The following is a 14,359-nucleotide window of genomic DNA, read 5'->3' on the forward strand; positions in this document are numbered from 1 at the left end:
AAACGTGGTTATGGCGATAGTAGCGTGGAAATCGTGACTTCGCCATTGTCGCTTTTCGCTATATAAATTTATATATAACGATGTTATCGTGCATTTTCACTACAGAATACGCAAAAACAGCGCTTTCGCATTGATTTACGTCATTATGGATTGTGAGAGGCATCGTCTTTTAGGAGTAGTTGCGTTACTGTGACGCAAGCTTAACAGGATAAGGAATTGGTATGCGCAATCGCACTTTTGCGGATCTGGACCGCGTGGTCGCTCTTGGCGGAGGTCACGGTCTGGGACGCGTGATGTCGTCGTTATCGTCACTGGGCTCGCGCCTGACGGGCATCGTGACAACAACGGACAACGGCGGCTCAACCGGGCGGATCCGACGTGCTGAAGGCGGGATTGCCTGGGGTGACATGCGCAATTGCCTCAACCAGCTCATCACGGAGCCAAGCGTGGCCTCGGCAATGTTTGAGTACCGTTTTGGCGGGAATGGCGAACTTTCAGGCCATAACCTTGGAAATCTGATGTTAAAGGCGCTGGATCACCTGAGCGTGCGCCCTCTGGAAGCGATCAATTTAATTCGTAACCTGTTAAAGGTGGATGCATTCCTGATCCCGATGTCTGAACAGCCGGTGGATTTAATGGCGATCGATGCCGACGATCACGAAGTGTATGGTGAAGTGAATATCGACCAGCTTCTTCTGCCGCCAAAAGAGCTGATGACCTACCCCAGCGTACCCGCAACGCGTGAAGCGGTAGAAGCGATTGCCGAGGCCGATCTGATCCTGATTGGGCCAGGAAGTTTTTATACCAGCCTGATGCCGATCCTGCTCGTTAAAGAGCTGGCGCAGGCGCTGCGCAGAACGCCTGCGCCCATGGTCTATATCGGTAATTTAGGCCGCGAACTCAGCCCGGCGGCGGCAAGCCTGTCGCTGGCGGATAAGCTGGACCTGATGGAACAGTACGTTGGTAAGAAAATTATCGATGGTGTCGTGGTCGGGCCGAAAGTGGATGTATCGGGGATTGGCGATCGCGTGGTGGTGCAGGAGCCGCTGGAAGCCAGCGATATTAAATATCGCCACGACCGCCATCTGCTGCGCGAGGCGCTGGAGAAGGCGATTCAGGCATTAGGTTAGGTTCGTTTTGTGCGGCCTGATGCCCTCACCCCGGCCCTCTCCCACAGGGAGAGGGAGAAAACGCCACCGGGCAAAAAACTACGATGCCGCAATAAACAGATCCCGCAGCTGATGCAGCTGATCGCGGATTTGCGCGGCCTCTTCGAACTCCAGGTTCTGCGCGTGCTGCATCATCTGCCCCTCCAGCTCGTGGATCTTCTGCTGCAACGCTTTCGGCGTCAGCGCGACGGTATCCTCTTCCACCACTGAACGGGCCTTGCCGCGGCCTTTCGCTTTGGTCTTCGCAATATTCTGACCCAGCGCCAGGATATCTACCACCTTCTTGTTCAGCCCCTGCGGCGTAATGCCGTGCTCTTCGTTATAGCGCTGCTGCTTCTCGCGACGACGTTCCGTTTCGCCAATCGCTTTGGCCATCGACGGGGTGATTTTATCCCCGTACAGGATCGCCTTCCCGTTGACGTTACGCGCGGCGCGGCCAATGGTCTGGATCAGCGAGCGCTCGGAACGCAGGAAGCCCTCTTTGTCCGCGTCCAGAATCGCCACCAGCGACACCTCAGGCATATCCAGCCCTTCTCGCAGAAGGTTAATCCCTACCAGCACGTCGAACTCGCCCAGACGCAGATCGCGGATGATCTCCATACGCTCCACGGTATCGATATCCGAGTGCAGATACCGCACCTTCTCGCCGTGTTCTTCCAGATACTCCGTCAAATCTTCCGCCATACGTTTGGTGAGCGTGGTAACCAGCACGCGCTCGTTGATGGCGGAGCGGGCACGTATTTCCGAGAGCAGATCGTCCACCTGCGTCGCCACCGGACGCACCTCGATAATCGGATCCAGCAGCCCGGTCGGACGCACCACCTGGTCCACCACATCATCACCGGATTTTTCCAGCTCGTAGTTGCCCGGCGTGGCCGATACGTAGATGGTCTGCGGAGCAAGCGCCTCAAACTCTTCAAATTTCATTGGACGGTTGTCCAGCGCTGACGGCAGTCGGAACCCGTACTCCACCAGCGTCTCTTTACGCGCGCGGTCACCGCGGTACATCCCGCCGATCTGGGGGATCGTAACGTGGGATTCGTCGATCACCAGCAGGCCGTCCGCCGGAAGGTAGTCAAACAGCGTCGGCGGCGCTTCGCCCGGCCCGCGCCCGGAGAGGTAGCGCGAGTAGTTTTCGATGCCGGAGCAGTAGCCCAGCTCGTTCATCATCTCCAGATCGAATTGGGTACGCTGGCTCAGGCGTTGCTCTTCCAGCAGCTTATTGTTCGCCAGCAGCACCTTGCGGCGGTCCGCCAGCTCAATTTTGATCTCTTCCATCGCCTGCACGATACGCTCGCGCGGCGTCACGTAGTGCGTTTTCGGGTAGATGGTGAAGCGCTGGATCACCGACTCGACGTGACCGGTCAACGGATCGAACAGCGACAGGCGTTCAACCTCTTCGTCGAACAGCTCCACGCGCAGCGCCATATCGTCCGACTCCGCCGGGAAGATATCAATCACCTCGCCGCGCACGCGGAAGGTCCCGCGCTGGAACGCCTGATCGTTACGGGTGTACTGCAACTCCGCCAGACGGCGCAAAATCGCACGCTGATCGATGATCATCCCCTGCGTCAGGTGCAGCATCATCTTGAGATAGAGATCCGGATCGCCCAGGCCGTAAATCGCCGACACCGAGGCCACCACCACCACATCACGACGCTCCAGCAGCGCCTTGGTCGCCGACAAACGCATCTGCTCAATATGTTCGTTCACCGAGGCATCTTTCTCGATAAACGTGTCGGAGCTGGGAACGTAGGCTTCCGGCTGGTAGTAGTCGTAGTAGGAGACGAAATACTCCACCGCGTTTTCCGGGAAGAACTCTTTCATCTCACCATACAGCTGCGCCGCCAGCGTTTTGTTCGGCGCGAGAACCATCGTCGGACGCTGGAGATCGGCAATGACGTTGGCAATGGTGAAGGTTTTGCCCGAACCGGTAACCCCCAGCAGGGTCTGGTGCGCCAGCCCGTCCTCCAGCCCCTCTTCCAGGCGACGAATAGCCTCGGGCTGATCCCCGGAAGGACGGAAAGCAGAATTCAGTTTAAACGGTTTACTCATGGGCGACGACCTGATGACAGAATAAGCGGCAGGTGAGTAATTTTACTCGTTGTGGCCAGGATTGCCAGTAAAAAACACTGGATGAAAAACCAGTAGCGTGTCAGGATATTTAGCGTAGCGCAGAGAGGATTAGTGCGTTCGAGAGCCAAATTTCGACTGTGACAAAATAAAACACCAGCCTCAGGGGGTTATCCCCAGAACTATTACTTTTTTAACATTTGTCAAGGGCGGTTATGAAAGTTTTATGGCAACAGGTCTCGCTGGCGTTGAGGGAATTGCTTTTATCTAATTCGTTAAAAAATAAAGACTAATTTATTAAGCCGCGTTTCGCATCAATTTGGTTGTAACCCGCGTATTCTCTCGCTTATCGCGGGTTTTCTAACTCTAATGCACAAGGTTATCCACAGGAATAGTGGATAACTGCCTCCAGCCCGTACAGCATGCACTCCAGCAAATTCCCGGTTTTTCCCACGAAGCGGCAGTAAAAAATTTTTATCACTCTTTTTTGCCTGGAAAACGTTCATTTTTTCATAAGCGACTGGCGAGATCTTAATCACAATTCTGTCATTTCTCCTGCACCACGATTCGACATGCGCAGCACCGGGAGTGTGCATTTCGTATAAACGTTCAGCTTTTGATAGTGAGTTATTCCTAAAAATGGCCTTTTTTTAATCATTCTGAAGTTCCTGGCAGGCGTTTTGCAGACATCACTCTGTGCATCACCCCACACATTTTTAAGGAGAGAAAGATGTTGAGTCTGCGTGCTGTAAATCAGTTTTACGGAAGCCAACATACGCTATGGAACGTGAATATCGATTTCCCGCAAGGCATCTGTACGGGCATTGTTGGCCTGCCTGGGATGGGTAAATCCACGCTTATGAACTGCATTACCGGAAAGGTGCCCGTCGAGAGCGGCACCATCATCTGGCATGAGGCTGGCGCGCCGCCGCGTAATTTGCTCAGCCCTGCGTCAACATTCCCGGCGCCGCCGACGATAGGCTACGTCCCGCAGGATCGGCGGATATTTTCCCAGCTGACCGTCGATGAAAATCTGCATATCGCTATGCGGGCGACAGGGAAACCTGACCCGACATCAAAAAGTGACGTGTATGCCCTGTTTCCGGAGCTCTATCCGCTGCGACGGAGCCGTGCCTCTGTGCTGTCCCCTGACGACCAGTATCAGCTGGCCCTCGCCAGTGCGCTGGTTAATCGTCCGCGCGTGTTGATTCTGGATGAGCCCATGCATGGCGCAGGGCACGGTTTCGCGCGCAGGCTGGGGCAGCTGCTGGTGCGGTTGAATCGGGAGCTGGGAATGACGGTGCTGTTAGCGGAGCAACAGCTGTCGTTTATCCGCCGGGTAGCGGATCGTTTCTGCATGCTCTATCGGGGTCGTAACGTGGCACAGGGCCACGTTAACGAGCTGGATGACGATCTTATTGCGCACTGGATGGCGCGGGACATAAGGCGCTAAGGTCAAGATAGCGTCCGGTTTCCGCCTGCTCTGCGCCGTCGGCAAGCCACGGGATCTCGCCGAGAAACGGCGCAGGCAGCACCCGCTTCAGCGTCGCCAGATACTCAGGATGACGTTTTCCCGGCGCTACCACGTCATTGGCAATCCACCCTGCCAGACGCAACCCGGCCTGCTGCACGGCCTGAGCGGTCAGCATAGCGTGATTGATACAGCCAAGCTTCACGCCGACCACCAGAATGACCGGAAGCTGCTCGGCCTGCACCCAGTCAGCAAATGTCTGCTCGTCGGACAGCGGGGTAAACCAGCCGCCAGCCCCCTCCACCAGCACCCAGTCGGCCTGCGTTTCCAGGTCGCGTAACCCGCAAGAGAGCACCAAAAAATCAATCGGACGATCTTCATCGGCGCTGACGATGTGCGGCGAGGTGGGTTCAGCAAAGGTATAGGGGTTCACCGCAGAATAGGCCAGCGCAAGGCTGCTGTTACGCTGAAGCGCCAGCGCATCGGTATTGCGTAAGCCTTCCGGCGTCATCTCGCTGCCGGAGGCTACGGGCTTATACCCGGCCGTTGTTTTCCCCAGCAGACGCGCCGCCTGCAACAGCGCGGCACTGGCAACCGTTTTACCGACTTCAGTGTCCGTGCCGGTAACAAAATAACGTTCAGTCACGTTCAATAATCCCATGAAAAAGATGATAAGAGAGCGGGAACCGGCCCCGCTCCTGCGGCCAGGCCAGCTCGAGACGCTGGAGTTGGCCGCGGGTAAGGGGTTTTTTCTCCCGTCCGGCGTGCAGGTGCGTCGCGCCTATGCCCTTAAGCGATCGCATGGCGCTTAACGCATCGCTAAATTCGAGGGTGACGGTCTGGACCACGCTGCGATAGCGCCAGCCTGCCAGCGCCTGAGTGACCTGTTCGTGCGAGAGAAACCGGTTGGCGTGCGGCTGCGCATCCACTGCCCTCCACGCCTGATTCAGCTCTGGCAACGAACTTTCCAGCAGGGTGGTAAAGGCCACCGCTCCGCCGGGCCGCGCCACGCGGTAAAGCTCGCGTAGGGCCTGCGGCAGGCTGGCGCACCACTGCACCGCCAGATGGCTCCAGACGAGGTCAAACAGGGCATCCTCCAGCGGGATGGCCTCGATATCGGCCACCAGATAACGGTCTGCTGACTGCTGTTGGCGGGCCTCATCCAGCATCTGCGCGGATAAATCCAGCGCCGTGACGTGGCTACCCGTTGCGCGCCAGTAGCGGCTATTGCCGCCTGGCCCGCAGCCAGCGTCGAGCACCTGCGCAAAACGCCCCTCACCGAGCGCGGCCAGCAGCCCGCGGGCGCTCAGGCGTTGCAGCTCATCGTGCTGTGAATAGCTTTGCGCTGCCCGGCCAAACGCGGCGGCAACGGCCTGTTTATTGACAGGAGACATACAGTGCCTCCAGAAGCGTATCGATATCCTGCGGCTCGTGCGCTGCCGTGAGCGTCAGACGCAAGCGCGCGGTGCCTGACGGCACGGTGGGTGGGCGGATCGCCGTGACCCACTGCCCGCGTTCTCGTAACGCCTGTGCCAGCATCAGCGCCCGAGGGTTCTCACCCACAATCACGGGCTGAATGGCGCTGTGCGAGTCGGTAAGCCGGTAAGACAGCTCGCTTACCCCCCGGCGAAAACGCTGAATATGGTCGGCCAGCCGCGCCCGGCGTTCAGCGCCGTCTTCGCCGCGGATCACCGCAAGCGACGCAGAGAGCGCCACGGCCTGCGCCGGGGGCATGCTGGTGCTGTAGATCAGGTGCCGGGCGAACTGCACCAGGTAATCGGCCACCGGCTCGCTGCACAACACCGCCGCGCCGCTGACGCCGAAGCCTTTGCCGAAGGTGACCACCAGCAGTTCCGGCCTGACGCGTTGCTGGTGCGCGCTTCCGCGCCCCTCCTCGCCGGTGACGCCAATACCGTGGGCATCGTCGACCAGCAGCCAGGCGTTCTGCTGCTTTGCGACGTCATGCAAAGTGGCAAGGGGCGCGCTGTCGCCGTCCATGCTGAATACCCCTTCCGTCACCGCCAGCTGAAGCCCTGAACAGGGTTTACCCAGCAGGACGTTCAGCTGAGAGGCATCGTTATGGGCAAAACGCCGCAGCTGCGCCGGGCTGAGACTGGCCGCTTCAAGCAGAGACGCGTGGCTCAGGCGGTCCGCGACGATGCGGTCATCTTTGCCCATCAGGGCGGCAATCACCGCCTGATTCGCGGCAAAACCGGAGATAAACAGCAGCGCCCGCGGGTACCCCAGCCAGTCGGCCAGCTCTTCCTCCAGCGCCTGATGCGCCGTGGTGTAGCCGCTGACGTGCCCGGAGCCACCGCTGCCCACGCCGTAGCGATCCGCGCCCTGCTGCCAGGCGCGAACGATCTGCGGGTGCTGGCTCAGGCCCAGATAATCGTTGCTGGAGAAATTACAGAACAGCTCTCCTTCCCGGGTGAGATAACGGCCTGCACCGTTTTCCATAACCCTGCGTACCCGAAACGCATCCGCCGCCCGCCGCTCGTCGAGCGCGGTCCTGATACGTGCCTGCCAGGTCATACGGCTGCCGCGTTGTAGAACTGGTCGGTGTCGGCGTTAAAAATCTGCTGCTCCAGCTGCTGTTGTTGCTCGTTATCCCCCACCTGTACCCCGGTCTGGTGTGGGTTCAGCCCCAGCTTGCGGAACAGCTGGACATCTTTGTCCTCTTCCGGGTTTGGCGTGGTCAGCAGTTTGCAGCCGTAGAAGATGGAGTTGGCCCCGGCCATGAAGCACATCGCCTGGGTCTGCTCGCTCATCTGCTCGCGACCGGCAGAGAGGCGAACGTAAGAGGTCGGCATCATGATGCGCGCCACCGCGATGGTGCGGATGAAATCGAAGGCATCCACGTCCTCGTTATCCGCCAGCGGCGTGCCTTTTACCTTCACCAGCATGTTGATGGGCACGCTTTCCGGCGGGGTCGGCAGGTTTGCCAGCTGTAACAACAGGCCGGCACGATCTTTTACCGTCTCGCCCAGTCCCACGATGCCGCCGGAACAGACCTTGATCCCCGCATCACGCACTTTATCCAGCGTGTCCAGACGCTCCTGATAGGTGCGCGTGGTGATGATGTTGCCGTAGAATTCCGGCGAGGTATCGAGGTTGTGGTTATAGTAATCCAGCCCCGCCGCCGAGAGACGCTGCGCCTGCTCCTCGTTCAACGTTCCCAGGGTCATGCAGGCTTCAAGCCCCATCTCCTTCACCCCCTTCACCATCTGCTCCAGATAGGGCATGTCGCGATCATGCGGATTTTTCCACGCCGCGCCCATGCAGAAGCGGGTCGAGCCAGCGTTTTTGGCCTTGCGCGCGGAGTCGAGCACCTGCTCGACTTCCATCAGGCGCTCGGATTCGAGACCGGTTTTATAGCGCGCGCTTTGCGGGCAATATTTGCAGTCTTCCGGGCAAGCCCCGGTTTTGATCGACAGCAGCGTGCTGACCTGAACATGACGCGGATCGAAGTGCTGGCGGTGCACCTGTTGCGCCTCAAACATTAGCTCCAGGAAAGGTTTGTTGAATAATTCAGTGACTTGCGACATCGTCCAGCGTGCGTGGTGAGCCATCGGGCTTCTCCAAAGGGTTTTGTTAATTGTCGGTTCGGTTTATACTTGTAAACCTAAAACTTTTCAAAATGGTTTACAAGTCGATTATGACCCAGGACGATCTCGCCTTCGACAAGCAGCATATCTGGCACCCTTACACCTCCACGACCCGCCCCCTTCCCGTCTATCCGGTAGCCTCGGCCCACGGCTGCGAGCTGCATCTCGCCAGCGGCGAGCGGCTTGTTGACGGGATGTCCTCCTGGTGGGCGGCGATCCATGGCTACAACCACCCGCGACTGAACGCGGCGATGAAAGCGCAGATTGACCAGATGTCACACGTGATGTTTGGCGGGATCACGCATCAGCCCGCGGTGGATTTATGCCGTCGCCTGGTAGCGATGACGCCTGAATCGCTGGAGTGCGTTTTCCTGGCCGACTCCGGCTCGGTGGCCGTGGAAGTGGCGATGAAAATGGCGTTGCAGTACTGGCATGCGAAGGGCGAAACGCGCCAGCGGTTCCTTACCTTCCGCAACGGCTATCACGGCGACACTTTCGGCGCGATGTCGGTATGTGATCCGGACAACTCCATGCACAGCCTGTGGAAAGGCTATCTGCCGGAAAACCTGTTTGCGCCAGCCCCGCAGAGCCGCTTCGACGGCGAATGGAACGAGATGGACATGGTGGGCTTCGCGCGGCTGATGGCGGCCCATCGCCACGAGATTGCCGCCGTTATTCTCGAACCGATTGTGCAGGGCGCGGGCGGAATGCGGATGTACCATCCCGAGTGGCTGAAGCGCATTCGGAAGATGTGCGACCGCGAAGGGATCCTGCTGATTGCCGATGAGATCGCCACCGGCTTTGGCCGCACCGGAAAGCTGTTCGCCTGCGAGCATGCGGGGATCGCGCCGGATATTCTGTGCCTGGGGAAAGCGCTCACCGGCGGCACCATGACGCTCTCCGCCACGCTTACCACCCGCCAGGTTGCCGACACCATCAGCGACGGCGACGCGGGCTGCTTTATGCACGGCCCGACGTTTATGGGCAACCCGCTGGCCTGCGCCGTGGCAAGCGAAAGCCTCGCCATTCTGGAGAGCGGCGCGTGGCAGACGCAGGTGGCGGCGATTGAGGCGCAGCTGAAGCAGCAGTTAAGCGCGGCGGCGGAGGCGGAATACGTCGCGGACGTCCGCGTACTGGGCGCCATCGGGGTGATCGAGACAACGCATCCGGTGAACATGGCCGCGTTGCAGCGCTTCTTCGTTGACCAGGGCGTGTGGGTGCGGCCTTTCGGTAAGCTGATCTACCTCATGCCGCCGTACAGCATTTCTGCGGATCAGCTCCGCAAGCTGACCGGGGCAGTGGTTAAAGCCGTTACCATTTCAGCGCATTTCACGATTTAACCCCATGCGTTACACTTTCTGAATGAGTGAGTAACGAGGAAAATCGGATGAAAATCATCAGTAAAGATTTGCGCGACGGCGAAAAGCTGCCGGAACGTCACGTATTTAACGGGATGGGTTATCAGGGGGATAATATCTCTCCCCATCTGGCGTGGGACGATGTGCCAGCGGGAACCAAAAGTTTTGTTGTGACCTGCTACGATCCGGATGCGCCAACCGGGTCGGGCTGGTGGCACTGGATCGTGGCAAACCTGCCCGCCGACACGCGCGTGCTGCCGCAGGGCTCCGGTTCCGATCTGGTTGCTCTACCCGACGGTGCGATTCAGACGCGCACGGACTTTGGCAAAGCGGGCTACGGCGGCGCGGCGCCGCCAAAAGGGGAAACGCACCGCTATATCTTCACCGTGCACGCGCTGGATGTGGACAAGATTGAGGTCGACGAAGGGGCGAGCGGCGCGATGGTAGGCTTTAACGTGCATTTCCATTCGTTGGGTAGCGCGTCGATTACGGCGATGTATTCGTAATCGTGCGGCTGATGCCCTCACCCCGGCCCTCTCCCACAGGGAGAGGGAGAAAACCTAACAATTCCCTCTCCCTGTGGGAGAGGGTTAGGGTGAGGGTAAAAATCACAGCACGGAAGGCAATAGCCCCACCAGCCGTCCTTCCTCCAGAAGCTGCATCGCCTTATCAATATCCGGCGCAAAGAAGCGGTCGTCATCGTAGTGCGTAACGTGCTCGCGCAGCGTATGACGCGCCTGCTCCAGCAGCGGGCTGGATGTTAGCCCTTCACGCAAATCAATACCCTGACACGCCGCCAGCCACTCCACCGCCAGCACGCCGCGGGTGTTAGAGGCCATCTCCCAGAGGCGACGCCCGGCAGCCGGGGCCATCGAAACGTGATCTTCCTGGTTGGCTGAGGTTGGCAGGCTGTCCACGCTGTGCGGATGCGACAGGGCTTTGTTCTCGCTTGCCAGTGCCGCGGCGGTGACCTGGGCGATCATAAAGCCCGAGTTCACGCCGCCGTTGCGCACCAGGAATGGCGGCAGCTGGGACATGTGCTTATCCATCATCAGCGCGATTCGACGCTCAGACAACGCCCCGATTTCGGCAATCGCCAGGGCGATGTTATCAGCGGCCATCGCCACCGGCTCGGCGTGGAAGTTACCGCCGGAGACCACCTCGTTTTCCTGGGCAAACACCAGCGGGTTGTCGGACACCGCATTGGCCTCCACCAGCAGCACTTCTGCCGCCTGGCGCAGCTGCGTCAGGCAGGCGCCCATCACCTGCGGCTGACAGCGGAGGGAATACGGATCCTGCACCTTCTCGCAGTTGTGATGCGAATCGGCAATGTCGCTGGTATCGGTAAGTACGTGGCGGTACATGGCAGCGGCATCAATCTGACCGCGCTGACCGCGCACCTCGTGGATGCGGGCATCGAACGGACGACGCGAGCCGAGCACCGCCTCAGTGGTCAGTGCACCGCACACCACCGCGGAGGCGAACAGATCTTCCGCTTCAAACAGACCGCGCAGCGCGAAAGCGGTCGACGCCTGCGTGCCGTTGAGCAGCGCCAGCCCCTCTTTTGCCGCGAGGGTGATCGGCGTTAACCCGGCTTTTTTCAGCGCCTCTTTCGCAGGCAGCCACTCCCCTTGCCAGCGCGCCTGGCCTTCACCCAGCAGGAGCAGCGACATATGCGCCAGCGGCGCCAGATCGCCGGAGGCGCCGACGGAGCCCTTCGCCGGGATCCACGGATAAACTTCTGCATTGACCAGCGCCATCAGCGCCTGGATCACGCTCAGACGAATGCCGGAAAACCCACGCGCCAGGCTGTTGATTTTCAACACCATCATCAGGCGGACGATCTCATCGTCCAGCGGCTGACCGACGCCCGCCGCGTGCGACAGCACCAGCGAACGCTGTAAATTCTCCAGATCGTGCGTGGCGATGCGGGTCTGCGCCAGCAGGCCAAACCCGGTGTTGATGCCGTAGGCGGTGCGCCCCTCCGCCACAATCGCCTCCACGCAGGCCACGCTGTCGTTAATGGCGCGGTGGGCGCTTTCATCAAGGGAGAGTGTCACCGGCTGACGCCAGACGTGACGCAGCTGTTTGAGCGTCAGCGAGCCGGGAGTAAGTGTTAACGCGTTCATGCAGGCTTTCCTTGTGTGGCGGGGATCATCGGCAGGTTCAGGCCCTGCTCTTTGGCACAGTCAATGGCAATCTCGTAACCCGCATCCGCGTGACGCATCACGCCAGTTGCCGGGTCGTTGTGCAGCACGCGAGCGATACGCGCCGCCGCTTCATCAGTTCCGTCACAGACGATGACCATCCCGGAATGCTGGGAGAAGCCCATCCCGACGCCGCCGCCGTGGTGCAGCGATACCCAGGTCGCGCCGCTGGCGGTGTTCAGCAGGGCATTCAGCAGCGGCCAGTCGGAGACCGCATCCGAGCCGTCGCGCATGGCTTCGGTTTCACGGTTCGGACTGGCGACAGAGCCGGAGTCCAGGTGGTCGCGGCCAATGACGATCGGCGCGGAGACTTCGCCGCTGCGCACCATTTCGTTAAAGGCGAGGCCGAGTTTTTGCCGCCACTCCAGCCCGACCCAGCAGATACGCGCCGGTAAGCCCTGGAAATTAATGCGCTCGCGCGCCATATCCAGCCAGCGATGCAGGTGTTCGTCGTCGGCGACAATCTCTTTCACTCTGGCGTCAGTTTTGTAGATATCCTCCGGGTCGCCGGACAGGGCAACCCAGCGGAACGGCCCGATGCCGCGGCAGAACAGCGGACGAATATAGGCGGGCACGAAGCCGGGGAAGTCAAAGGCGTTATTCACACCCATCTCTTTCGCCATCTGGCGGATGTTATTCCCGTAATCAAAGGTCGGAATACCCATCTTACTGAAGGCCAGCATCGCGGAGACGTGTTCCGCCATGGCGCGTTTAGCCGCCAGTACCGTGCCCTCAGGATCGGTTTCCGCTTTTTGCTGGTAGTCTTCCCACGTCCAGCCTTTTGGCAGATAGCCGTGAAGCGGATCGTGAGCGCTGGTCTGGTCGGTGACCAGATCCGGACGCACGCCGCGCGCCACCAGTTCCGGCAGAATATCCGCCGCGTTGCCGCACAGGGCAACCGACACGGCTTTGCCTTCAGCGGTGTACTTTTTGATGCGCGCCAGCGCGTCATCGAGGTTGTCGGCCTGTTCATCGACATAGCGGGTACGCAGACGGAAATCGATGCGGCTCTGCTGGCACTCAATGTTCAGGGAGCACGCGCCCGCCAGCGTCGCGGCCAGCGGCTGCGCGCCGCCCATGCCGCCCAGTCCGGCGGTGAGCACCCAGCGGCCTTTCAGTGAGCCGTTATAGTGCTGACGGCCCGCTTCCACGAAGGTTTCATAGGTGCCCTGCACAATCCCCTGGCTGCCGATGTAGATCCAGCTGCCCGCGGTCATCTGGCCGTACATGGCCAGCCCTTTTGCGTCCAGCTCGTTGAAGTGTTCCCACGTCGCCCAGTGCGGCACCAGGTTGGAGTTGGCAATCAGCACGCGGGGCGCATTTTTATGGGTTTTGAATACGCCCACCGGTTTGCCGGATTGCACCAGCAGCGTTTCGTCGTTTTCGAGATTCGTCAAAGACTCGACAATCGCGTCATAGCACGCCCAGTTGCGCGCGGCGCGGCCAATGCCGCCGTAGACCACCAGCTCGTGGGGATTTTCTGCTACCTCAGGATCAAGGTTGTTCATCAACATGCGCAGCGGTGCTTCGGTGAGCCAGCTTTTTGCGGTGAGCGTGGTGCCGCGCGCGGCGCGGACATCCTGCTTGCGGTATTTATCTGACGACATTGTGTGTTCCTCATAAGGGACAGGTGATGCATTTAGATATACTTGTATAGACAAGCACACACAAGGTCGGATTTAACAAAAAAGATACAATTTTGCTATATTGCGTTAGCGATCACGCTTATAAAACTTATGACATAAAGTGGCCCTGCAACCGGTAGCGATTCCCCGGGAACAGCAGCTTCGCATGCGACACAATTTGCGAGGACGACCAGGTACGACGGCGGATCAGCAGGCAGGGATCGTGCTCTTTAATACGCAACAGCTCGCACTCCTGCGGCGTGGCGCGCACGGCCTCCACGATATGCTCCCCTTCCGTCAGCGGGGCGACGAGCGAGAGATACGCATGCGGTGTGGTTTGGGTGTAATCCTGGTTCAGGTAGTCCGGTATCCGCTCCGCGTTGACGCAGCGATCTTCAATCTGGACCGGAATGTCGTTCTCATAATGCACCATCACCGAATGGAAAATCCGGGTGCCCTCGGTAACGTTCAGCTCGATGGCCTGTTCGGCGCTGGCCTGCGTCTCTTCAAGCACCAGCACCTCGCAGTGGTGCTGATGGTTACGGGCGGCAATTTCATCGGCAATGCTGCGGATTTCAAACAGCGCTGACTGTCCTTTTGGCTCCGCCACAAATGTCCCGACCCCTTGCAGGCGCACCAGCAACCCTTCATCGGTCAGTTCACGCAGTGCGCGGTTGATGGTCATTCGGCTAAAGCCAAACTGCGTCACCAGCTCGGCCTCGGACGGAATGCGGTCGTGCGGGCGCCAGACGCCGGCGGCGATTTTTTCGCTGATCGCCTGCTTCACCTTTTCGTAAAAAGGTGCGGGAGGGCTCGGCTGCGGCAGGGGCGAGCGTGAAAACATCATG

At 59.5% G+C, this 14,359-nt stretch carries 12 protein-coding genes; 4 read left to right on the forward strand and 8 right to left on the reverse strand.

Features of this window, described 5'->3' with window-relative positions:
* The first annotated feature begins 221 nt into the window (after positions 1 to 221).
* Positions 222 to 1,130, forward strand: a complete 909-nt coding sequence (gene yvcK / locus RHN82_RS02905; RefSeq protein WP_017384936.1) for a uridine diphosphate-N-acetylglucosamine-binding protein YvcK — start codon at positions 222 to 224, stop codon at positions 1,128 to 1,130.
* Between the two features lie 78 nt (positions 1,131 to 1,208).
* Here the strand turns inward: yvcK and uvrB are convergent, their stop codons facing one another.
* Entirely contained in the window at positions 1,209 to 3,224 is a 2,016-nt protein-coding gene (uvrB, locus tag RHN82_RS02910; protein ID WP_003858519.1) for an excinuclease ABC subunit UvrB, read from the reverse strand.
* A gap of 748 nt (positions 3,225 to 3,972) precedes the next feature.
* On the opposite strand from uvrB, the gene RHN82_RS02915 reads away from it, so the two are divergent.
* Positions 3,973 to 4,695, forward strand: coding sequence for an ABC transporter ATP-binding protein (locus RHN82_RS02915; protein WP_047053075.1), 723 nt, complete (start codon positions 3,973 to 3,975; stop codon positions 4,693 to 4,695).
* On the opposite strand, the gene bioD is transcribed toward RHN82_RS02915, so the two are convergent.
* Genes bioD through bioB form a run of 4 tightly spaced genes read right to left on the reverse strand, consistent with a single transcriptional unit; the run spans position 4,658 to position 8,285 of the window.
* Entirely contained in the window at positions 4,658 to 5,359 is a 702-nt protein-coding gene (bioD, locus tag RHN82_RS02920; protein WP_063132343.1) for a dethiobiotin synthase, read from the reverse strand. The two genes, RHN82_RS02915 and bioD, sit on opposite strands and share 38 nt — an antisense overlap.
* A complete protein-coding gene (gene bioC / locus RHN82_RS02925; protein ID WP_047053070.1) occupies positions 5,352 to 6,107 on the reverse strand; it encodes a malonyl-ACP O-methyltransferase BioC in 756 nt (251 codons plus the stop codon). The genes bioD and bioC overlap by 8 nt, the downstream gene beginning before the upstream one ends.
* Entirely contained in the window at positions 6,091 to 7,248 is a 1,158-nt protein-coding gene (bioF, locus tag RHN82_RS02930) for an 8-amino-7-oxononanoate synthase (RefSeq protein WP_047053068.1), read from the reverse strand. Before bioF ends, bioC begins: the two co-directional genes overlap by 17 nt.
* Positions 7,245 to 8,285, reverse strand: a complete 1,041-nt coding sequence (gene bioB / locus RHN82_RS02935; protein WP_003858529.1) for a biotin synthase BioB — start codon at positions 8,283 to 8,285, stop codon at positions 7,245 to 7,247. The genes bioF and bioB overlap by 4 nt, the downstream gene beginning before the upstream one ends.
* Before the next feature lie 86 nt (positions 8,286 to 8,371).
* Between bioB and bioA the strand changes: the two genes are divergently transcribed.
* Positions 8,372 to 9,661, forward strand: a complete 1,290-nt coding sequence (gene bioA / locus RHN82_RS02940) for an adenosylmethionine--8-amino-7-oxononanoate transaminase (RefSeq protein ID WP_047053066.1) — start codon at positions 8,372 to 8,374, stop codon at positions 9,659 to 9,661.
* A 47-nt stretch (positions 9,662 to 9,708) separates the two neighbouring features.
* The gene (locus RHN82_RS02945; protein ID WP_003858531.1) at positions 9,709 to 10,185 is read left to right on the forward strand and encodes a kinase inhibitor; all 477 of its coding nucleotides are present in this window, start codon (positions 9,709 to 9,711) and stop codon (positions 10,183 to 10,185) included.
* A gap of 102 nt (positions 10,186 to 10,287) precedes the next feature.
* On the opposite strand, the gene hutH is transcribed toward RHN82_RS02945, so the two are convergent.
* From hutH to RHN82_RS02960, 3 genes are all read right to left on the reverse strand, one after another.
* Positions 10,288 to 11,808: a histidine ammonia-lyase gene (gene hutH, locus RHN82_RS02950; RefSeq protein WP_047053065.1), complete on the reverse strand. Its 1,521-nt coding sequence runs from the start codon at positions 11,806 to 11,808 to the stop codon at positions 10,288 to 10,290.
* Positions 11,805 to 13,493, reverse strand: a complete 1,689-nt coding sequence (gene hutU, locus RHN82_RS02955; RefSeq protein WP_003858533.1) for a urocanate hydratase — start codon at positions 13,491 to 13,493, stop codon at positions 11,805 to 11,807. The genes hutH and hutU overlap by 4 nt, the downstream gene beginning before the upstream one ends.
* A gap of 127 nt (positions 13,494 to 13,620) precedes the next feature.
* Positions 13,621 to 14,355, reverse strand: a complete 735-nt coding sequence (locus tag RHN82_RS02960; RefSeq protein WP_047053063.1) for a histidine utilization repressor — start codon at positions 14,353 to 14,355, stop codon at positions 13,621 to 13,623.
* Positions 14,356 to 14,359: the final 4 nt, after the last annotated feature.

Source organism: Enterobacter cloacae complex sp. EB5 (assembly GCF_031432835.1).
Taxonomy (GTDB): Bacteria; Pseudomonadota; Gammaproteobacteria; order Enterobacterales; family Enterobacteriaceae; genus Enterobacter; species Enterobacter hormaechei_C.